Annotated in this window: 20 protein-coding genes; 11 read left to right on the forward strand and 9 right to left on the reverse strand. The window is 62.3% G+C overall.

Annotation, left to right across the window (positions count from 1 at the left end):
- Positions 1–4: 4 nt before the first annotated feature.
- The 3 genes from xdhC to xdhA are packed head-to-tail and all read right to left on the reverse strand — an operon-like array spanning position 5 to position 4,583.
- Complete coding sequence (gene xdhC, locus PUT78_RS02755) at positions 5–823, reverse strand: xanthine dehydrogenase accessory protein XdhC (RefSeq protein WP_274350565.1); 819 nt, start codon at positions 821–823, stop codon at positions 5–7.
- Positions 820–3,135, reverse strand: a complete 2,316-nt coding sequence (gene xdhB, locus PUT78_RS02760) for a xanthine dehydrogenase molybdopterin binding subunit (protein WP_274350566.1) — start codon at positions 3,133–3,135, stop codon at positions 820–822. Before xdhB ends, xdhC begins: the two co-directional genes overlap by 4 nt.
- A complete protein-coding gene (gene xdhA, locus PUT78_RS02765; protein WP_274350567.1) occupies positions 3,132–4,583 on the reverse strand; it encodes a xanthine dehydrogenase small subunit in 1,452 nt (483 codons plus the stop codon). The genes xdhB and xdhA overlap by 4 nt, the downstream gene beginning before the upstream one ends.
- Before the next feature lie 141 nt (positions 4,584–4,724).
- On the opposite strand from xdhA, the gene PUT78_RS02770 reads away from it, so the two are divergent.
- Positions 4,725–5,633, forward strand: a complete 909-nt coding sequence (locus PUT78_RS02770) for a LysR family transcriptional regulator (RefSeq protein ID WP_274350568.1) — start codon at positions 4,725–4,727, stop codon at positions 5,631–5,633.
- 272 nt (positions 5,634–5,905) lie between these two features.
- Here the strand turns inward: PUT78_RS02770 and galE are convergent, their stop codons facing one another.
- Positions 5,906–6,907, reverse strand: coding sequence for a UDP-glucose 4-epimerase GalE (gene galE / locus PUT78_RS02775; protein ID WP_274350569.1), 1,002 nt, complete (start codon positions 6,905–6,907; stop codon positions 5,906–5,908).
- 260 nt (positions 6,908–7,167) lie between these two features.
- Here galE and PUT78_RS02780 point away from each other — a divergent pair, with 260 nt between their 5' ends.
- Entirely contained in the window at positions 7,168–7,740 is a 573-nt protein-coding gene (locus PUT78_RS02780) for a nitroreductase family protein (RefSeq protein WP_274350570.1), read from the forward strand.
- 283 nt (positions 7,741–8,023) lie between these two features.
- On the opposite strand, the gene PUT78_RS02785 is transcribed toward PUT78_RS02780, so the two are convergent.
- Together PUT78_RS02785 and mce are read right to left on the reverse strand one after the other, a co-directional pair.
- Positions 8,024–8,290 carry a DUF1467 family protein gene (locus PUT78_RS02785; protein ID WP_274350571.1) on the reverse strand — a complete coding sequence of 89 codons (267 nt, stop codon included), beginning with the start codon at positions 8,288–8,290 and terminating at the stop codon, positions 8,024–8,026.
- Positions 8,290–8,694, reverse strand: coding sequence for a methylmalonyl-CoA epimerase (gene mce, locus PUT78_RS02790; protein ID WP_274350572.1), 405 nt, complete (start codon positions 8,692–8,694; stop codon positions 8,290–8,292). Before mce ends, PUT78_RS02785 begins: the two co-directional genes overlap by 1 nt.
- 161 nt (positions 8,695–8,855) lie before the next feature.
- On the opposite strand from mce, the gene PUT78_RS02795 reads away from it, so the two are divergent.
- On the forward strand, positions 8,856–9,554 hold the full coding sequence (locus PUT78_RS02795; RefSeq protein WP_274350573.1) for a response regulator: 699 nt from the start codon (positions 8,856–8,858) through the stop codon (positions 9,552–9,554).
- A gap of 451 nt (positions 9,555–10,005) precedes the next feature.
- Complete coding sequence (locus tag PUT78_RS02800) at positions 10,006–11,250, forward strand: MFS transporter (protein ID WP_274350574.1); 1,245 nt, start codon at positions 10,006–10,008, stop codon at positions 11,248–11,250.
- Positions 11,251–11,264: 14 nt separating this feature from the next.
- Here the strand turns inward: PUT78_RS02800 and PUT78_RS02805 are convergent, their stop codons facing one another.
- A complete protein-coding gene (locus PUT78_RS02805; RefSeq protein ID WP_274350575.1) occupies positions 11,265–12,443 on the reverse strand; it encodes a BaiN/RdsA family NAD(P)/FAD-dependent oxidoreductase in 1,179 nt (392 codons plus the stop codon).
- A gap of 98 nt (positions 12,444–12,541) precedes the next feature.
- Between PUT78_RS02805 and PUT78_RS02810 the strand changes: the two genes are divergently transcribed.
- The 6 genes from PUT78_RS02810 to lnt all read left to right on the forward strand — a co-directional run bounded on the left by PUT78_RS02810 (position 12,542) and on the right by lnt (position 18,895).
- Positions 12,542–13,279: an endonuclease/exonuclease/phosphatase family protein gene (locus tag PUT78_RS02810; protein ID WP_274350576.1), complete on the forward strand. Its 738-nt coding sequence runs from the start codon at positions 12,542–12,544 to the stop codon at positions 13,277–13,279.
- Positions 13,280–13,348: 69 nt separating this feature from the next.
- Complete coding sequence (miaB, locus tag PUT78_RS02815) at positions 13,349–14,668, forward strand: tRNA (N6-isopentenyl adenosine(37)-C2)-methylthiotransferase MiaB (protein ID WP_274350577.1); 1,320 nt, start codon at positions 13,349–13,351, stop codon at positions 14,666–14,668.
- Between the two features lie 231 nt (positions 14,669–14,899).
- Positions 14,900–15,916 (forward strand): PhoH family protein, encoded by a 1,017-nt coding sequence (locus PUT78_RS02820; RefSeq protein WP_274350578.1) that lies wholly within the window; start codon positions 14,900–14,902, stop codon positions 15,914–15,916.
- On the forward strand, positions 15,909–16,445 hold the full coding sequence (ybeY, locus tag PUT78_RS02825; protein ID WP_274350579.1) for an rRNA maturation RNase YbeY: 537 nt from the start codon (positions 15,909–15,911) through the stop codon (positions 16,443–16,445). Before PUT78_RS02820 ends, ybeY begins: the two co-directional genes overlap by 8 nt.
- A gap of 15 nt (positions 16,446–16,460) precedes the next feature.
- A complete protein-coding gene (locus PUT78_RS02830) occupies positions 16,461–17,339 on the forward strand; it encodes a transporter associated domain-containing protein (protein ID WP_274350580.1) in 879 nt (292 codons plus the stop codon).
- Positions 17,340–17,398: 59 nt separating this feature from the next.
- On the forward strand, positions 17,399–18,895 hold the full coding sequence (gene lnt, locus PUT78_RS02835; protein ID WP_420793453.1) for an apolipoprotein N-acyltransferase: 1,497 nt from the start codon (positions 17,399–17,401) through the stop codon (positions 18,893–18,895).
- On the opposite strand, the gene deoA is transcribed toward lnt, so the two are convergent.
- Positions 18,896–20,206 carry a thymidine phosphorylase gene (gene deoA, locus PUT78_RS02840; RefSeq protein ID WP_274350582.1) on the reverse strand — a complete coding sequence of 437 codons (1,311 nt, stop codon included), beginning with the start codon at positions 20,204–20,206 and terminating at the stop codon, positions 18,896–18,898.
- A gap of 36 nt (positions 20,207–20,242) precedes the next feature.
- On the opposite strand from deoA, the gene PUT78_RS02845 reads away from it, so the two are divergent.
- Positions 20,243–20,647, forward strand: a complete 405-nt coding sequence (locus tag PUT78_RS02845) for a PaaI family thioesterase (RefSeq protein ID WP_274350583.1) — start codon at positions 20,243–20,245, stop codon at positions 20,645–20,647.
- Positions 20,648–20,775: 128 nt separating this feature from the next.
- Here PUT78_RS02845 and PUT78_RS02850 read toward each other — a convergent pair whose 3' ends face one another.
- A complete protein-coding gene (locus PUT78_RS02850) occupies positions 20,776–21,378 on the reverse strand; it encodes a DUF1285 domain-containing protein (RefSeq protein WP_274350584.1) in 603 nt (200 codons plus the stop codon).
- Positions 21,379–21,382: the final 4 nt, after the last annotated feature.

Here is a 21,382-nt window from a genome sequence, read left to right on the forward strand (position 1 = left end):
GCTTTCAGAGTTGGGCCGCTGTGACTGCGACATCCGGGGAAACCCTGTGCAAGGCGGTAAAGATTTCCTGCGCGGTCATCAAGGCGATCACTTCGGGGCGCTTGTCGCCAAGCCCCGCCGCGCCGATGGGGCAGACCAGCCCTGACAGATCGATAAACTTGTCTGTTTCGCGCGCGAAACGCGCAAACCGGGCGCGTTTGGTGGCCGATCCGATCAACCCTGTATAGGCCGCGTCCTTGCGGCGCAGGGCCGCCAGCGTCAGCAGAAAATCCAGCCCGTGGTCATGTGTTACCACGACATAGGCGCTGGCAGGGGGGGCTGCGGCAATCTCCGCTTCGGGCAGGGGGGTCAGGCGGGTGTCCACCCCGGGGGGGGCTTTTGCCAGTTCATCCGCGCGGGTGTCCACCAGCACTACGCGCCACGGCAGGGTCACCGCGACCCGCGCCAATGCGCGGCCCACATGCCCGGCACCAAGGATCAGCAGATGCGGGCGCGCGGCGGTTTCCAGCCGCGCCAGATGCGCGGCGCGCGCATGCTCGCCAAGCCGCGTCAGCGCCACACGCAACCGCCCGCCGCAGCATTGGCCGATTTCCGGCCCCAGCGCGATTTCCAGCGTGGCGCGCATATCCCCTTGTGCCAGCATGTCGCGCGCGCGGCCTAGTGCCTGCCATTCTGCCTGCCCGCCGCCGATGGTGCCCGCCATGGCGGTGGCGGTGATGAACATTTCCGCGCCTTCTTCGCGCGGGGAAGACCCCTGAACGCGGGTGATCCGGGCATGGATGACGGATTGCGCCCCCGTCAGAATGTCGCGTGCGCCTGTCATGTGCTGGCCCGCAGCCGTTCTGCCGCCATCAGCACCCGTTCCGGCGTGGCGGGCGCATCCAGACGCGGGCAGATGCGGTAATCCGCCAGCGACGCCACTGCCATGCCGATGGCTTCAAACACCGAAATTGGCAGCATGAAGGGCGGCTCCCCCACGGCCTTGGACCGTTTGATGGTGGGTTTCACGTTTTCCGACCAATCCGCCAGCCGGACATTGAAAATGCGGGGCCGGTCAGAGGCCAGCGGTATTTTATAGGTAGAGGGCGCATGCGTGCGCAACCGGCCCGCACCTTCCCAGACCAGTTCTTCCGATGTCAGCCAGCCCATGCCCTGCACGAACGCGCCTTCGACCTGACCCAGATCCAGCGCAGGGTTCAGCGACCGGCCCACATCATGCAGCACATCGGCGCGGTCCACGCGGGTTTCCCCGGTCAGAGTGTCAACCGACACTTCCGAACAGGCCGCGCCATAGGCGAAGTAATAGAAAGGCTGGCCCTTGCCCGCTGCGCGGTCCCAGTGAATTTCCGGCGTCTTGTAAAACCCCGTGCTGGACAGCTGGACGCGCGCCATATAGGCGGCCTTGATCAATTCATCAAAGGATACCGTTTGCGCGCCCATGGTCACGCGACCGGGCAGGAATTGCACGGTTTCGCGAGGCACGTTCCAATGCGCTGCTGCGAATTCCACCAGCCGCGCCTTGATCCGGGTGCAGGCGTCCAGCGCTGCCATACCGTTCAGGTCCGTCCCGCTGCTGGCCGCTGTGGCGGATGTGTTGGGCACCTTTTCAGTGGTGGTTTTCGTGATCTTTATGCGGGAAATATCCACCTGAAACGCCTCGGCCACGACTTGCGCGACCTTGGTGTAAAGCCCCTGTCCCATTTCCGTGCCGCCATGGTTCAGATGGATCGACCCGTCATTATAGACATGCACCAGCGCGCCCGCCTGATTAAACCATGTCGCGGTGAAACTGATGCCGAATTTCACTGGCGTCAGCGCGATGCCCTTGCGGATGGGGCCGCCGCGCGCGTTCCAGTCCAGCACCGCGCGCCGCCGCGTTTGATAGTCGCTTGACTGCTCCAGTTCATCGACCAGCCGTGACAGGATGTTGTCCTCGACCGTCTGGTGATAGGGGGTTATGTCCGCGCCGTCGCGGTAGAAATTGGCGCGGCGTATCTCCAGCGGGTCGCGGCCCAGTGCATAGGCGATTTCCTCGATCATGCGTTCCGCGGCGATCACGCCTTGCGGACCACCAAAGCCGCGAAAGGCCGTGTTGCTGACAGTGTTCGTCTTGATGGGGCGTGATTGCAGGCGCACGGCGGGGTAGAAATAGGCGTTATCGGCATGAAACAGGGCACGGTCGGTCACCGGGCCGGACAGATCGGATGACCAGCCACAGCGCGCCGCAAACACCCCGTCCACGGCCAGAATGCGCCCCTGATCGTCAAAGCCCAGATCATAATCAATGCGGAAATCATGGCGCTTGCCGGTGATTTCCATGTCCTGATCGCGGTCAGGGCGCAGTTTAACCGCGCGGCCCAGTTTCTTCGCGGCAAGTGCTGCGATGACGCAGAACAGGTTCATCTGCGTTTCCTTGCCGCCAAAGCCCCCGCCCATGCGGCGCACATTCACCACCACGGCATTCGCGGGCACACCCAGCGTATGGGCGACCATATGCTGCGCCTCGCTCGGGTGTTGGGTGGACGCGAAAAGGGCGATTTCGTCATCTTCGCCGGGGATGGCCAGCGCGATCTGCCCTTCCAGATACATATGGTCCTGACCACCCACGCGCAGGCGCCCCTGAATGCGATGCGGCGCGCTGTTCAGGGCGGGGCCAACCTGCCCGCGTTCCAGCGTCAGCGGCGCGGTGACATCGGGGTAATCCGCGCCCTCTGCTGCATCAATATCGCAGGCATGGGGCAGGGGGGCGTAATCAATCTTTGCCAACTGGCAGGCACGCCGCGCCAGATCGCGGGTTTCGGCCACCACGGCAAAGACCGGCTGGCCGAAAAACTGCACCAGATCAGATGTGAATACCGGTTCATCATCCAGCCCGTTGGGCGAGATGTCGTTGCGGCCGGGAATGTCATCTGCGGTTAGTACGGCTACGACACCGGGGGCTGCGCGCACGGCGTCAAGGTCCAGCGCGGTGATATGGCCATGCGCAATACCTGCTGTGCCGATATAGGCATGCAGGCAACCCGCCGGTTCGGTGATGTCATCAGTATATTCCGCGCGGCCCGTCACATGTTTGATGGCCGAATCGTGGATATGGCTTTCATGGGCCGCGCCGTGAATGCGGTCTGCGTCCTTCATGTTGCATCCTCCAGCGTGGCGGGGGTGCCGTTTGCGTCCAGCCAGAAACGGGTGAACAGGTTTTGCGCGGCGCGCATGCGGTATTCGCTGCTGGCGCGCATATCGGACAGCGGCGTGAAATCCTGCGGCAGGGCGTCTGCGGCGCGTTGCAGGCTGGCCATGGTGAAGGGCTGGCCCGTCAGCGCGGCTTCGGCATGGGATGCACGTTTGGGGGTTGCGGCCATGCCGCCGAAGGCAAGCCGCGCGCTGGTGATGGTGCCCCCTTCCACTGTCAGGGCGAAGCCTGCGGCCACTGCGGAAATATCTTCATCCCGGCGTTTGGAAATCTTGTAGGCGGCGTGCAGGGTGTTTGGCATGGCTTTGGGAAGGATGATGGTTTCGACGAATTCGCCCGCCCGCAGGTCTTGCTTGCCATAGTCCAGAAAGTAATCTTCCAGCGCGATGTCGCGCCGCGCATCACCATGGCGCAGCACCAGCCGCGCCCCCAGCGCAATAAACGGCGGTGGCGTGTCGCCTATGGGCGATCCGTTGGCGATATTGCCCCCCAGCGTACCCATGGCGCGCACCTGCCAGCCCGCGATCCGGTCCCAATAGCGCGCCAGATGCGGGAAATGCGTGCTGAGCGGCATATGTGCCTGCGTGTAGCTGACCAGCGCGCCCAGATGCAGGGCATCATCCGTTTCATCAATCGCGCGCAGATCATCCAGATGGCCGATGAACACCGCCAGCGGCAGATCGCGCAGGAACTTCGTGACCCAAAGCCCCACATCGGTTGCACCGGCGATAATGCGGGCATCGGGGTATTCGGCCAGAACGCTGGCCAGATCATCGGCATTCGCGGGCAGAATGGCGCGGCTGCCAGCTTTTGCCACATCCACCCGCGCGCCGTCCTGCCAGCTGCGCAGGGTTTGTGCCACCTGCGCGCGTTCGGTCAGTAGCGGGTCCGTGGTGCCATAGCCCCCCATCGCCAGCCCCGCGCGCATGATCGGCGCATAGCCGGTGCAGCGGCACAGATTGCCCTGCAGCGCGCGTTCCAGATCGGTTTCGGACGGGTGCGGGTTGTTCATCCATAGCGCATAAAGTGCCATCACAAACCCCGGCGTGCAAAAACCGCATTGGCTGGCGTGATGGTCAACCATGGCCTGCTGCACTGGATGCAGCGCGCCGTCATGCCCGCGCAGATGTTCAACCGTCACCACATGGCACCCGTCACAGGATGCAAGCGGGCGGATGCAGGCATTCACCGGTTCATAGACCAGCCCGTCAGCGCCCACGCGCCCCACCAGAACGGTGCAGGCGCCGCAATCGCCTTCGGCGCAGCCTTCCTTGGTGCCGCGCAGGCGCTGATCAAGGCGCAGATGGTCCAGCAACATGTCACCGGCCCCGACACCTGACAGGGTGACATGGCGGTCGTTCAGCAAGAAGCGGATGTCCTGGCGCCTTGGCATAGCGGTCCTCTGGTCTTTTGCGGGGTGCATCAATAACAGATAATCGCTTATTCCCACTTTCAACGAAACAGGGGAAAAGGTTAGACTGTTTCAACATTTTGTTGGCAACTATGCCGCAAATCAGGGCAATCGGGGGCGCAGATGTCCTATCTGGAAGCGTTGCGCGTTTTCGTGCGGGTCAGTGAGTTGGGGTCCATCACGTCTGGCGGGCGGGATCTGCGGCTGACCCCTGCGGTTGCCAGCAAACGGATCAAGGAACTGGAAGCGCGGCTTGGTGTGCGGCTGTTCAACCGCACCACCCGCAAACTGATGCCGACGGAAATTGGCCGCGATTTCTATGACCATGCGCGCAAGGTCATCACCGCCCTGGAAGAGGCAGAGGCCGCAATCGCGGGCCTGTCGGGTCAGCCGCGCGGGACAATCCGCGTGACCGCGCCGCTGGGCATGGGGCGGACACTGATTGCCCCGCTGGCGCGGCGTTTCGCCGGTGACTACCCCGAAATCCGCCTGAATCTGCGCCTGTCTGACCGGCGTGTTGATATTGTCGAGGATCAGATAGATGTGGCTTTTGTGCTGGGGGCGTTGCCGGATTCAAGCATGAAACAGCGCAAGATCATGGACGCCCCGCGCATTCTGGCGGCCAGTCCCGGCTATCTGGCGGCGCGCGGCACGCCGGTAAGCCCTGATGATCTGCGCGGACATGATTGCCTGCTGCTGCGCTATCCGCGTTCGCCCGAATATTTCTGGACATTGCAGACACAGGATGGGCCGGTGCGGCTGGATTTGCAGGGCCAGCTGGATTGCGATGATGCAGGCGTTCTGGTTGATTGGGCGCTGGACGGGGCGGGTATTGTCAACCGCCCGCGCCATGAACTGGCCGGATATCTGCGCGCGGGCCGGTTAACGGAAATCCTGCAGCAAACCCCACCTGAACCGGCGATATTTGCCTGCGTTTACCCGCACAGGCGCCAGCAAGACCCGAAAATACGGCTGTTTGCCGATTTCATGGTGGCGGAATGCAAGACTGCGATGCGGCAGCGCGCAGGGTGAAGGGGGCGTCGGGAATGCACCAAGCCCGCGCCAGCAGTGGGCAGGGGTCTGCCGGTCCGAGGTGGGATAAGTTCACTTCATGCAGGCGGAATACTCCGGCATCCAAGGACTGAACTGACGCTGGCGTAACCGGCAGGCCGCGGGACGGCCCACCCAAGGCGCGTTTTCCGGGCTTTCGCCGCGCCACTGGCGCGACGGTCCCTTCAAACCCTGCGGCCTTGATTCCGCGCCTTGGGTGCCCCTTCAACCCGGAATCGATCAGCGCCAGCGTTTCAGCCCGAATAGCCGCCTGTCTGATACCAGCGCCACGCATCTTCGATCATCTGTTTCAGGGACGAACGTTCCGGCACCCAGCCCAGTTCCTCTATTGCGCGGCTGCTGCCCGATACCAGTGCCGCCGCGTCCCCGTCGCGGCGCGGACCGAAGCTGTGCGGAACCCTGTGACCGGTTCCCGCGCGGCACTGGCGGATGACTTCGGCCACGGAAAACCCGACACCTGTGCCAAGGTTGAACACTCGCGACCCTTTGCCCGCGCGCAGCCATTCCAGACCAAGGACATGTGCATGAACCAGATCCATCACATGCACATAATCGCGGATACAGGTGCCGTCATGTGTGGGGTAGTCATTGCCATGAATGACCAGCGCATCGCGCGCGCCGGCGGCTGCTTCTATCATCAGGGGGATCAGGTGCGTTTCGGGCTGGTGCCATTCGCCGACCTCTGCCTCGGGGTCGGCACCGGCCACATTGAAATACCGCAGGATAACAGAATTCAGCGCGTGACTGTCCCCGAAATTGCGCAGCATATCCTCTACCGCGCGTTTTGATGCGCCATAGGCGTTCAGCGGCATTTGCGGCGTGTGTTCATCCAGAACCACGCCATCCTGATCGCCATAGGTTGCGCAGGTGGATGAAAAGATCATGTTGCGGCACCCTGCTGCCAACATCGCCTCCACCAGATTCAGGGAACCGCCGACATTGTTGCGCCAGTAAAGGCCGGGATCGCGCGATGCCTCCGCCACTTGGCTGAGGGCTGCAAAATGCATCACCGCCACAGGCTGATACTGCGCGAAAGCCGCATCCAGCGCCGTGCGGTCCAGCAGATCCGCCTGCACAAATGGGCCGAATTTCACCGCGCGGGCCCAACCGGTTGACAGATTGTCCAGTGTCACCGGCGTATATCCGGCCAGTGACAACAATTTGCAGGCATGTGACCCGATATAGCCCGCCCCGCCGGTCACCAGCACATTGGGGGTTTGTGAAACGCTACTCATACAAAAATACTCTCCGGAACGCAGATAAATCCGCTACAGGTTGTGCGGCAAAACGTGCCCCTTTGAAAGGGGCGCGCGTATTTTCAACGCCATGTGCCAGAAATTTATGTCCATCATATGGCGTGATTTGCGCAGAACAGGCAGTTGCCGCGAATTGGCACAACCTCTGTCACCTGAAACGCAGGGTTTGCAGGGACACTTTCCTGTGGATGAAGAAGTGCTTATGTAACGCCGCGAAACCGAAAAAAAATGAGTTCCTGATGCATATTGATCCCGCCGTGATGGCATTTTTACAAACACGTCGTTCCAGACCGGCCAAGCTGCTGGGCCTGCCAGTGCCAGACCGCGACACATTGATGGGGTTGCTGACAGCGGCATCGCGCGCGCCCGATCACGGCAAGCTGGAACCCTGGCGCTTCGCAGTGCTGGAACGCGCTGCCTGTATGCGGTTTGCGGGGATGATTGACAGCTATGGTGCGGACCGCGACATGTCGGCGGATGTGGTGACAAAGGCCAGCGCTGCCTTCGCGCAGGCGCATCAGGTGGTCGCGGTCATTGCCAGCCCCAAACCATCGGACAAGGTGCCGCAGATAGAACAGACATTAAGCGCGGGCGCGGTATGTCTGGGGCTGGTGAATGCGGCGCTTGCCAGCGGCTTTGGCGCAAACTGGCTGACCGGCTGGGCCGCGCATGACCGGGACTTCATTGCGCCTGCGCTGGATTTACAGCCGCAGGAATGGGTTGCGGGGTTCATCCATCTTGGCACCGCGCGTGCAGCCCCGCCCGAACGCCCGCGCCCTGATGTTGCGGGCCTGACGCGGTTTATCGGCTAGGTTGTGATGGGGGATTGAGCCGGAGGCGCGATTCTCAGAGAGCGCGGAATCAAGGCCGCGAGGCTGGCCCGCGCCATAGGTCTGGCCGTCCCGCGGCCTGCCGATTTCGCCAGCGACACGCCAAGCCTTTGTTGTCGGGGTATTTCGCCTGCATAAAGTGGAACCCCTTCAACGCCGGACCGGCAGTCCCCGGCCCACCGCTGGCGCGGGCTTGGTGCACAGCGCCCGCTTCACCCCGCAGACGGAATGCGTCAGCGTGCCCTTATCGTGCCGCAGGGACCGGTCACCACCCGCGCGTGATACCCTCTATCATCTCGAAGGTGATGATTCCGGACAGAATAATGCCCGCGATAACCGCAAACGCCACTGTCGCAATGACGGTCACTAACTTGACCTTGCGCAGCATCCGCGCGTCAGATGGTGCGGATGACGGCGTGCCCGGCACAACTTCGCCCGCTTCCCCTTGGGTTTTCATGCGGAAGGGCAGGACCAGAAACATGGTCATGAACCAGATAACGCCATAAAGGGCAATTGCGGACATGATCGACATCAGACTTGCTCCAGTTCAACCAGACAGCCGTTGAAATCCTTCGGGTGCAGGAACAGCACAGGCTTGCCATGCGCGCCGGTCTTCGGTTCCCCCGTGCCCAGAACACGCGCGCCTTCGGCCTTCAGTTTGTCACGCGCGGCCAGAATATCCTCGACCTCGTAGCAGATATGGTGAATGCCGCCAGACGGGTTCTTGTCCAGAAAGCCCTGAATGGGGCTGTTGTCACCCAGCGGATAAAGTAATTCGATCTTGGTATTGGGCAAGGTGATGAAAATGACCGTGACACCATGGTCGGGTTCGTCCTGTGGTGCGCCGACATCGGCGCCCAGCGTGTTGCGGTACTGTGCCGCCGCGGCATCCAGATCCGGCACAGCGATGGCGACATGGTTCAGGCGTCCGATCATGGCAATCCCCCAAGGTAACAATATTGCGCAGGCTTATGCTGGGGATTTTCGGATGATGCAAGAAGAACCGCCGTGACCGAATGGCGCAGGACCGGCATCTTTACGCGATATTAGGGTATTTGCGGTGAACTGGCCTTCTTCAGCAGAAGATGGAGGGTGCGATGAACACGCCGGACACGACATGGCCCATGTGGCGGAATATCGGGGCCTTGATGGTGTTGCCCCGTCAGTATGCGCAAGGGCGGACCCTGCTGCTGGTGGAGGACAGCCATGTCGCAAGCGATGCCATTCGCCTGATGTTCCGGGGTGCCGCCGCGCGGTTGCGCCGTGTCGATACCTTGCGCGCGGCCCGCCGCCATCTGGAATTATATACGCCTGACGCGGTGATCGTGGATATCGGCCTGCCGGATGGGTGCGGACTGGATCTGGTGCGGATGCTGGACCGGCGCAGACCGCGTGTGGCCCTTGTCGTTGCAACATCCGGCCAGCCAGAGATGGAAGGCCTCGCGCTGGATGCGGGCGCTGACCATTTTCTGGCCAAACCGGTTGCCAGCATGGCGCGGTTTCGTGATCTTCTGGCCCCGGTCTTCTTTGATTTATGGCATCAGACCCCTGCCGGAACCTCCCCGCGCCATGACCCGGCGGCGTTGCGCGATGATGTCCATATGGCCTGTGACCTGCTGCGGAACGCGGGTTGTGCCCTGCGGCGCGGCTATGCGTTGCAATTCACCGAAGCGCTGGGGCGCAGCCTGCATGACGACACGATCATTGCAGCTGTTGCCGGGGCGCGCGAAAGCGGCGCTGTCGCCAATCTGGTGCTGTTGCTGCGGCAACGGTTACGGGAACAACCGATGATCTGACCCGCCCCGGGTGTAAAAGCGGGCGCTGATTTTCCAAAAAAGTCAGGGCGTGTTCCGCGATATACCCCCGGACAGTGGATATACCCCCGGACAGTGACAGTGCGAGTATGGTGAATTGCGTCATGCGCGAGGGGGGAGCCCCGCAGGCGCGCAGGACCGGCGCAGACAGAAGCCCGTGTCCGGGGGGCCATTTGCAATTCCCGCATTCGGGTGACGAACCATTCGGACCAGATAGCCCGCGTCAGAATGCCCGGCTGCGTCCTGGCACCGGGCCAATTGTTGTCACGCAGGTCCGGATGCGGCCGTGTCCGGCCCAGGCATAGCGGCCTGCGGTGCATAGTGCCGGACCGGTCGCGCCCGGCCCGCGGTTTCAGGGGAATGATGCGTGTGGTCGCTTGACGCTGTCTGCAGAATTGAACATGTTCAGGACATATTTCTGAAAGCTGCTGCCATGCCACAGACTGCCCGCGCCCCCCTGATGACCCCTGTTCTGATTGGCGGCTGCGTCATCATCATGATCAGCTTTGCCATCCGCGCCAGTTTCGGGGTGTTCCAGATCCCGATTGCCGAAGAATTCGGCTGGCTGCGCGCCGAATTTTCGCTGGCGATTGCTATTCAGAACCTTGCATGGGGCATTGGCCAGCCGATTTTCGGGGCCATTGCCGAACGTTTCGGGGACCGCCGCGCCATTTTTCTGGGTGCGCTGATCTACGCAGCCGGGCTGGTGCTGTCATCCTTCGCGGTGACCCCCGGCGCGCATCAGTTTCTGGAAATTCTGGTGGGGTTTGGGGTTGCGGGCACGGGATTTGGCGTGATTCTGGCTGTTGTCGGGCGCGCTGCATCGGATGAAAACCGTTCGCTGGCATTGGGGATTGCGACCGCTGCGGGCAGTGCCGGGCAGGTATTTGGTGCGCCAATGGCGGAAATCCTGCTGTCGTTTTATTCGTGGCAAAGCGTGTTCGTCATTTTCGCGGCGCTGGTATTGCTTAGCCTGTTTGCCCTGCCGATGATGCGCAGCCCCGCCCCCGCCAGCCGTGCGGAACTGGAACAAAGCATGGGGGCCGCGCTGAAACAGGCATTTCGTGACCCCAGTTTCACGCTGATTTTTCTGGGCTTTTTTTCCTGCGGATACCAGCTTGCATTCGTGACCGCGCATTTCCCCGCCATGGTGACCGAAATGTGCGGCCCCATCAACCCGGACGGCATGCTGGCGGCCATTGGCATTACCACCACGTCAGCGCTGGGGGCGGTGGCCATTTCGCTGATCGGGCTGGCCAATATTGGTGGCACATTGTTGGCCGCGTGGCTGGGCAAGCGCTACTCCAAGAAATACCTGCTGGCATCGATCTATATGGCGCGCACTGTGGTTGCGGCGGCCTTCATCCTGTCGCCGATCACGCCGGGGTCGGTGCTGGTGTTTTCCGTCATCATGGGGGCGTTGTGGCTGGCCACTGTGCCGCTGACATCGGGGTTGATCGCGCATATCTACGGGCTGCGCTATATGGGCACGCTATACGGGATTGTGTTTTTCAGCCATCAGCTGGGCAGTTTTCTGGGCGTCTGGCTGGGTGGGGCGCTGTATGACCTGCATGGGGACTACACGCTGGTCTGGTGGGTTGGTGTGGGGGTCGGGCTGTTTTCGGCCATCGTGCATTTGCCGGTGCAGGAACGCGCGCTGAACCTGCGGCCTGCATAAGGGGCAAGATGAATTCAGCGATGTGTTGCGGCATGCCTGCCCGCCCAATGACCGGTCGCAAGGCAGGCGCTCAGCAAATAGCCGCCGGTCGGCGCTTCCCAGTCCAGCATTTCGCCGGCGGCAAAGACACCGGGCCAGTCGCGCAATTCCAGCCCGTCGGTCAGGGCCGCGCGCATGATGCCGCCAGCGGTGGAAATCGCCTCATCCAGCGGGCGGGGGCCTTGCAGGGCGATGGGCAGGGCCTTCAGGCTTTGCGCAAGTTCGGTCGGGTCCGTGGGCAAGGGGCGGGCCATTTCCTGCACCAGCGCAAGGCGCACGCCTGACAGGCCAAGTGCCTTGCGCAGGCGGTTCGTTGTGGACAGTTTCGCGGGCTGCGTGGCCAGCCGCTGCGCAATACCCTGCACGGAACGGTCCGGAAACATGTCCAGCGTCAGTGTCGCGCCGTCGCGTAAATGGCGCGAGAGCGCATAAATCCCGCCCCCTTCGACCCCGCGGGCCGAAATGACGAATTCCGCGCGCACGGAATGCTTGTCCGCCATCAGGCGCACCCCTTTGACCGGCATGCCGAAATGGGGGCGCATATGGTCCGACCAATCCACCATGAACCCCATATTGGCGGGTGTGAGCGGCGCAAGCGCCACGCCGCGCGTGGCCAGTTCACCCGTCCATGCCCCGTCAGAGCCAAGCCGCGCCCAGCTTGCCCCGCCGAGCGCCAGCACGCAGACCTTCGGTGTCAGCTGGCGCGGGCCATCGGGGGTTGCGAAGCCGAATGCGCCGCCTTGCCAGCGCCAGCCCCGGCGCAATGTCACGCCTGCGCCTTCCAGCCGTGCCAGCCATGCCCGCAACAAGGGCGAGGCTTTCATGGCGCGCGGAAAGACGCGACCGGATGAGCCGGTGAACAGATCGGCCCCCAGCCCGTCCGCCCAGTCGCGGATATGGTCAGGGCCGAAATCGTGCAGGATCGGGGCCAGCCATGGCGCTGCGTCCCCGTATTGCGCAATCTGCGCGTTCAGGGGGGCGGCGTTCATCAGGTTCAGCCCCGATTTCCCGGCCATCAGGAATTTGCGCGCGGGCGATGGCATGGCGTCACATATCACGACCTTGCGCCCCGATTGCGCCAGAGCCTGTGCCGCCATCAGGCCCGCGGGTCCGGCCCCGATGACCAGTGCGTCTGTTGTGTCATTCGCGGTCATATGTGCCCCTTAACATATTCTTGAGCACATCGGGCTATTGTGAACCGCGCCCATGATCCGCATATGATATACATGCTGTGTTAAACCCCCAAAGGCCGATGTCCGATCTGATCGTCAGTTCCTACAATATTCACAAGGCAGTCGGAACCGACATGCGACGGGATCCGGCGCGCACTGTGCGTGTGATTCGTGAAATCGGGGCCGATATTGTTGCGTTGCAGGAAGTGGACCGCCGTTTCGGGGACCGCAAGGGTGTGCTTGACCCCGATATGTTGCGCGCTGAAACAGGTCTGAGTCCGCTGGTTCTGACCGACAGGCTGGGTGCGCATGCGCATGGCTGGCATGGCAATCTGTTATTGCTGCGCGGTGCGGAAGTGGAACAGGCGCGCGCCATTACGCTGCCGGGGCTGGAACCGCGCGGGGCGATTGTTGCCGATATCCGGCTGAACGGCCAGCCGCTGCGTGTGATTTCTGCGCATCTGGGGCTGTTGCATCAGTCGCGCCTGTTACAGGCCCGGCGCTTGTCTGAAGAAATTGACGGGGGCGACGGGCGGCCGACACTGGTGATGGGTGATTTCAATGAATGGCGGCTGGGCGCGCGCTGTTCGCTGATGCCCATGCGGCGTGAATTGCGGGCCGTGAAACGGTCTGCGGCCACCATCGCCAGTTTTCCGGCGCAAATGCCCGTGCTGCCGCTGGACCGGATCATCGGTTGTCGGCAGGCGCTCATCAGCGATCTGCGCACGCATGACAGCGACCTGGCACGCAAGGCGTCCGACCATCTGCCGATTCGTGCCGCCCTTCGCTTGCCGCAGGTGGCAGACGCGGCTATCTGACCGGCTTGAGGGTGGGGCCGGTTTCCGCTATGGCCACATAAACCCGATCCAGCGTTGCAAGGGGGGCCTATGGCCGACGCCAGGAAGCTATTCATCAAGACCTATGGTTGTCAGATGAATGTTTATGACAGTGAACGCATGGCCGAAGCGCTGGGCGCGTCCGGCTATACGCTGACCGATCAGGCAGAAGATGCCGACATGATCTTGCTGAATACCTGCCATATCCGCGAAAAGGCCGCCGAGAAGGTTTATTCGGAACTGGGCCGGTTCAAGCCGCTGAAAGCCGCCAATCCCGACCTGAAAATCGGTGTTGCGGGATGCGTCGCGCAGGCCGAAGGGGCGGAAATCATGCGCCGCCAGCCGCTGGTGGATCTGGTGGTCGGGCCGCAGACTTATCATCGGCTGCCCGCGATGGAAAAGGCCATGCGCGATGGCGCGCGCCCTGTGGACACTGATTTCCCGGAAGAAGACAAATTCGCGCATTTGCCCAAGCCCCCCCGCACCGGGCGAGGACCGACAGCGTTTCTGACCGTGCAGGAAGGCTGCGACAAGTTCTGCGCCTTTTGTGTGGTCCCCTATACGCGCGGGGCGGAAGTGTCGCGCCCGGTGGAGCGTATTCTGACAGAAGCGCGCGATCTGGTGGAACGCGGGGTGCGTGAAATCACGCTGCTGGGCCAGAATGTCAACGCTTATCATGGCGCGGGCGACGGGGGCACATGGTCATTGGCGCGGCTGATCCGCGCTTTGGCGCGCGTGGACGGGCTGGAGCGTATCCGTTTTACCACATCGCATCCCAATGACATGGATGATGACCTGATTGCCGCGCATGGGGATGAGCCCAAGCTGATGCCCTATCTGCATCTGCCGGTGCAATCGGGCAGTGACCGCATTTTGAAGGCAATGAACCGCAAGCATACGGCGCAAAGCTACCTGCGGGTGATTGAACGCCTGCGGGATGCCCGCCCCGATTTGCTGCTGTCGGGGGATTTCATTGTGGGGTTCCCCGGCGAAACCGATCAGGATTTCGAAGATACCATGGCGCTGGTGCGGCAGGTGGGTTACGGGCAGGCCTATAGTTTCAAATATTCGGCGCGACCGGGCACCCCTGCAGCAGAACGTGCGGGCGTGCCTGATGATGTGGCGACGGACCGGTTGCACCGGTTGCAGACGCTGCTGACGGAACAGCAACGCGCCGCGCAGAACAGCATGGTCGGGCGCGACGTGCATGTGCTGTTCGAAAAGCCCGGACGGGCGGCGGGGCAGATGACTGGCAAGTCGGAGTATCTGCACGCGGTGCATGTGGCTGATCCGCGCGTGGAAAAAGGACAGATCGCGCGCGTCAGAATCGTTGAGAGTAATACGAATTCGCTGGCCGGGATTCTGGCGTGACACAGGTGTGATACTGGGGCGCATGGCGGGGCAGGGGTTTGTTCTGCGACCGCAGGCAATTTGCCCCGCGTGTCACATCGGCGCTACATTCCGGGCGCAAAATGGCAGGGCATTGCCGATAAACAGGGCCATCGCACAGGACCATGCAAACAATCCTTGCCAGCGGGCAGCGCAATTGGCAGCATGAAGAAACGGTACCGCGCGCATCCGCGATCATCATAGGAGACCTACTTGGGCATCAACGCCTTGACCCCGCAAGATAACCCGCTGGAAGCGGCACAGTCGCATCTGGAATTTTCCGACAACCGCCTTTTGGTTGATCTCTGCGGTGAATATGATCGCAACCTGACCCATCTGGAAAGCCAGCTTGGTGTGCAGATTTTGCGGCGCGGCAATCAACTGACAGTGATCGGCCCCGAAGATGCCCGCGCATTGGTTATGCAGGTTCTTGGGGCATTATATCAGATGCTGGAAGAAGGGCGTCAGATCGAATCCGGGGATATTGCGGCGCTGATCCGCATGGGGCGGGCCGCCCCGAGCGAGGACGGACCGCAGGAACAACTGGAAATGTTCCGCACCGGCCGACTGGAAATCCGCACCCGCAAGAAATCCATCATCCCCCGCACTGAAGCGCAGCAGGCCTATACCCGCGCCCTGCTGGAAAACGAGATGAATTTCGGCATTGGTCCCGCAGGCACCGGCAAGACCTATATCGCAGTGGCGGTTGCGGTGCAGATGTTCAGCGATGGCCATGTCGACAAGATTTTGCTATCGCGCCCCGCAGTTGAAGCGGGCGAGCGTCTGGGTTTTCTGCCCGGTGACATGAAGGAAAAAGTCGATCCCTATATGCAGCCGCTATATGATGCGCTGAATGATTTTCTGCCGGGCAAGCAACTGGCCAAGCTGATGGAAGAACGGCGCATCGAAATCGCGCCGCTGGCCTTCATGCGGGGGCGCACGCTGTCCAATGCGTTTGTTGTGCTGGACGAGGCGCAGAACGCCACAGAAATGCAGATGAAAATGTTCCTGACCCGTCTGGGTGAAGGGTCGCGCATGGCCATTACCGGTGACCGCAGCCAGGTTGACCTGCCGCGCGGCACGCAGTCGGGGTTGCGGGCTGCCGAACGCATTCTTGACGGGGTCAAGGGCATCGGGTTCAGCTATTTCACATCTGCTGATGTGGTGCGCCACCCGCTGGTGGCCCGCATCATTCAGGCTTATGAACGCGACGAAGAACAGGATGGCTGATACTGCGCCGCTGGTTGATCTGGTTATCGAGGATGCGCGCTGGAATACTGTGCCGCTGCAGGAACTGGCCGAACGCGCGGCCTGCGCTGTTCTGGCCGGGCTGAATATTGCACCCGCAGGCTATGAAATCGTGCTTATGGCCTGCGATGATGCGCGCATTGCGGAGCTGAATGCCCAGTTTCGCGGCAAACCCGTCCCGACCAATGTGCTGAGCTGGCCAGTCTGGGATTTGAGCGCTGAAACTGACGGGGGCCGCCCCGATGATGCGCCGGATGGCGACCCCGACGACCCGGAATCCCTGGGTGATATCGCGTTGTCCTATGACACCTGCGCGCGTGAAGCGCAGGAACAAGGCAAGACATTTGATGACCACCTGACCCATCTGGTTGTGCATTCAACCCTGCATTTGCTGGGATATGACCATATCCGTGACAAAGATGCCGCCGTGATGGAAGAAATCGAAATCCGCATACTTGCATTATTGGGGGTGGCAGACCCATATGCGGACGGGGCAGAAATGCCACTTTAGCACTGGAAAGGACCCATGGGCGACACGACAGACGGATCTATGGCGGCGCAGCGCGCGCAGGATGATCCCAAGGACAGCGAATCGCGCGGCTTGTTTGGCCGCTTGTTTGATGCACTTTCCCCCGACGACCAGAATGATGACGACAGCGGCAGTAACCGTCTGGGTCCGGCATTGCCGGGACTGGCGAACCTGTCGGATATGCGCGTCGAAGATGTCGCCGTCCCCAAAGCCGAGATTGTGGCCGTGGAACAAGGCGCTGAACTGGATGAGATTGTTCAGGCATTCCGCGATTCGGGCTATTCACGGATTCCGGTTTATTCGGAAACGCTGGACAGCCCGGTCGGACTGCTGCTGCTGAAGGATCTTGCATTGCATTACGGGTTCAACGGCCATCACAGCCTTGATCTGGCCCCGCTGTTGCGGCCCATTCTGTATGTGCCCCCGTCCATGCCGCTGGGCGTGTTGCTGCGCAAGATGCAGGCAGAGCGCACACATTTCGCCCTGATGATCGATGAATATGGCGGGGTGGACGGGCTGGTCACCATCGAGGATCTGCTGGAACAGGTCGTCGGCGAGATTGAAGACGAACACGACACCGCCGAAGAAGCCCATATCAAGGAAGAAACACCCGCCACATGGCTGGCCGATGCCCGCACGCCGCTGGAAGAACTGGAACTTCGGCTGGGCTTTGCGCTGACGGCTGAAGATGAGGATGAAGAAATCGACACGTTGGGCGGGCTGGTCTTTGTGCTGGTCGGGCGGGTGCCTGTGCGCGGCGAGTTGATCGCGCATGAATCCGGCCTTGAATTCGAGGTGATCGAGGCAGGCCCGCGCAGGATTGAACGGTTGCGCATCCATATTCCGGAAGCCTTGCGTGAATCTGTTCCGCAATGACAGGTAACGGCCAGCCAGCGCCGCCCCCGCAGCAAGACCCGCGCGCGCCACGTCAAAAGATGGCCTGGGTGGCCTTTCCCGCTTATGGCGGGCTTGGCGCTGTCATGGCGGCGGGGCAGGCCCCGCTTGGGTGGTGGTGGGTGACAATCGCGGCGCTTGCGGTGCTGTTTTGCCTATTGCCATTGCAGGCCACGCCCCGGAACTGGAGCTGGCGTTTATGGGCGGCGGGAACAGGGTATTTCGCCGCAAGCCTGTTCTGGATTGTGGAGCCGTTCTTTATTGAACCTGAACGCCATGGCTGGATGGCCCCGTTTGCATTGGTGCTGATGGCGGGGGGTATGGCGTTGTTCTGGGCCGCAGCGGGGTGGCTGGCCGCGTGGGCTGGCCATGGGCGCGGGCGGCTGGTTGCCTTGGTGGCGGCACTGGTTGCGCTGGAATTGGGGCGCGGCTGGATATTCACAGGCTTTCCCTGGGCCATGCTGGGGCATGTGTTGGTGGGCACACCGCTGATGCAACTGGCCGCATGGGGGGGCGCGGGGGCGCTTAGTCTGCTGGTGCTGGTTGTGGCGCTGTTGCCTGCGCTGGGGCAGACAGGATTGCAGCGCGCTGGCGGGCTGCTGGCTGGTCTGGCGCTTGTTGCGGGCCTGTGGGTCTGGGGCGGGGGCGAGAGCGACCTGCCGCCCGCACAGAACCACGTCATAAGGCTGGCGCAGCCCAATGCCCCGCAGGCCGAAAAATGGCAGGGCGACAACCCGCAGCGGTTTTTCAACCGCCTGCTGGACCAGACTGCCGCACCCGCCAGCCCCGCGCCTGCGCTGATTGTCTGGCCGGAAACGGCTGTGCCTTTCTTTCTGGAACATGCAGGCGACGGGCTTGCCATGATGGCCGAAGCCACGCATGCACATGGCCCCGAAACCCTGCTGGGTTTCGGCGTGCAGCGCTATGAAGATGGGCGCTATTTCAACAGTCTTGCGGTTCTGGACATCACGGCACAGGTCACGCAGATTTATGACAAGCACCATCTGGTGCCCTTCGGCGAATATGTGCCGCTGTCGGAATTTCTGCTGGGCAGCGGGATGGCTGGTTTCGCCGCGCAGGTGTTGCAAGGCTACAGCCCCGGTCCCGGCCCCGCCTTGCTGGATATGGGGCCGCTGGGCCATGCGCTGCCGCTGATCTGCTACGAATCCATTTTTCCACGGCATTTGCGCGGCACAGACCGCCCCGACTGGGTGTTGCAGATCACCAATGACGCATGGTTCGGGGAAATGACCGGCCCGTTCCAGCATCTGGCACAGGCACGACTGCGCGCGGTGGAACAGGGGTTGCCGGTGCTGCGCGCGGCCAATACCGGTGTGTCGGCTGTGATTGACGCGCGTGGCGGGATTGTCGCGCAACTGGGATTGGGTGAAACCGGGTTTCTGGACGCGCCTTTGCCGACGGCCTTGCCCGCGACACTCTATGCGCGCGTGGGCGATGTGCCGGTATGGGTTGCCCTGCTGGCGGTGCTGGGGGCCATGGTTGCCCTGCGGTTGCGCAGCGGGGCGCGGCCCGCTTGATCAGCCGCTGATCCGGTCCAGAACAAGCGGCGCGGGGGCGGCGGCGGGGGTGTCGCCAATCCGGCAAGCGGCCAGATATGCCTTGGTGGCAAGTGCCGCGCTGTCCGTATCTGCTGCATGGACAATCGCCAGCGGGTCGCCTGCCTGAACCCTTTGGCCCACAGGCGCGATTTCCGCGAACCCCACGCGCGGGTCAATCCGGTCAGATGGCTGCCGTCGCCCGCCGCCCAGCCCGATGACTGCCAGCCCGATGGCGCGCGTATCATAACCTGTCACCACCCCTGCTGACGGGGCGGCCACGACCTGCGTGACCGGTGCCGCCGGAAGATATGCCTGCGCATTTTCCAGCAAATCCGCAGGCCCGCCCAATGCGGCGACCATCCGGCCAAAGCATTCCGCCGCCGCCCCCGACCGGAAGGCATTTTCCAGCATGGAAACCCCCTGTTCCGGGTCATTTGCCAGCCCCGCAAGGGTCAGTGCTTCGCCACCCAGCGCGCAGGTCACCCGCCACAGGCGCGCATCCACTGCGCGGCCGGTCAGAAAATCCAGCGTCAGGTTCATTTCCAGCGCATTGCCCGCAGCAGGGGCGAGGGGCTGCGACATGTCGGTAATCAATGCCACGGTCCGGCACCCGGCGCCATTGCCCACATCGACCAGCGCGCGGGCCAGATTGCGCGCGGAATCCAGATCTTCCATGAAGGCCCCGTTGCCGCATTTCACATCCAGCACCAGCGCATCCAGCCCCTCGGCCAGTTTCTTGGACAGGATGGACGCTGTGATCAGGTCCAGCGATTCGACGGTGCCGGTGACATCGCGGATGGCGTAAAACCGCTTGTCGGCGGGCGCAAGCGCGGCGGTCTGGCCCACAAGCGCGCAGCCGGTTTGCGCCACGATGCGCCGCAGGCGCGCGGCATCGGGGGCAATGTCATAGCCGGGAATTGATTCCAGTTTGTCCAGCGTGCCGCCTGTATGCCCCAGACCCCGCCCCGCGATGCTTGGTACAACAGCCCCGCAGGCCGCCATCGCAGGCATCAGCATCAGGGATACTGTGTCCCCGATTCCGCCAGTGGAATGTTTGTCGATGACCGGGCCGCGGTCCCATTCCATCACGTCGCCCGAATCGCGCATGGCGGTGGTCAGGGCGACGCGTTCCGTCAGGTCCATGCCGCGCAGCAACACGGCCATCGCAAATGCGCCAAGCTGCGCATCGCCCATGCTGCCATCGGAAATACCCGCAACAATCGCGCCAAGTTCTGCGGCGGTCAATGTGCCGCCATCACGCTTGCGCCGGATAAGTTCCTGATACAACATGCCCTTGTCCCTTATCTGAAAGCCGGAATTGCGACCATGATTGACCCGCGCATCGCAGACAGCTTCGCCCGTCAATCCATGATGGCCAGCCTGCGCGCTGAATTGCAAGCAGCCATGCAGGGGCGCTGTGTCATTCATGCCCCTATCCTGGCTGAATTCGGCCAGCAGCATGGCGCGGCGCATGCGGCAGTGGCCTTCGCGCTGGGGGATTCCGCCGCAGGTTACGCGGCGCTGTCATCCATGTCCGATGGGCAGGAGGTGATGACCGCTGAAATGAAGATCAACCTGTTGTCCCCGGCCATTGGTGACAGGCTGGAAGCCACCGGCGAAGTTATCCGCGCAGGCCGCAGGCTTATCGTTGTGCGCGCCGAAGTGGTGGCGGTCGCAGGGGAGGCGCGCAAAGTGGTGGCAGTGTTGCAAGGCACGATGATCGGGGTGTGACCGCCGGGGCATGTCTACAGCAGATATAGCGTATCCCAAAGGCGCGAAGCCCGCGCCCTTTGCTCCGCGCCTTTGGGAGTGCGCGTTTCATGCCCGGTTCAAGCGGCAGCGCCATCAGGCAGGTCAGGCTACCCCAGTTCCCCCGACGGAATCACAGGAAAGAACTGCCCGCCCGACCAGATGCCGAACCATTGCCCCCCGGCATGGGTTTCATGGCGGCACAAATCCACCAGCCGGTAGAAGCTTTTGCGGTCTATCAATGCCTCCAGCCCGTTGCGGATCATGATATAGGGCGCAGGCTCGCCGGTTTCATCGTCGCGGATCACGCGCATGGGGTGGTCCGCGCCCGCGCGAACCTCATCGCCGACATTGGTTGTGAAGACCAGATTCTGGTCCTGCCCGGTTCCATCGACGCGGAAATCCACCGCAACGAAAGGGGCGTCATCAACCGTGATCCCAACCTTTTCAACCGGGGTGACGAGGAAATACTTGCCATCTTCCAGTTTCAGGATGGTTGAAAACAGCCGCACCAGCGCAGGCCGACCAATCGGTGTGCCCTGATAAAACCACGTTCCGTCCCGCGCAATGCGCATGTCCAGATCCCCGCAAAAGGGCGGGTTCCACAGATGCACCGGCGGCAGACCCTTGCCTTTGCTGGCCGCTTTTGCAGCCTGGGCCAGCATATCTGCCGATGGAGTCACGCTATTTTGTTCATCAGGTGTTTTTGTCATTGGC

It is taken from the genome of Roseinatronobacter alkalisoli (assembly GCF_028745735.1).
GTDB classification, from domain to species: domain Bacteria; phylum Pseudomonadota; class Alphaproteobacteria; order Rhodobacterales; family Rhodobacteraceae; genus Roseinatronobacter; species Roseinatronobacter alkalisoli.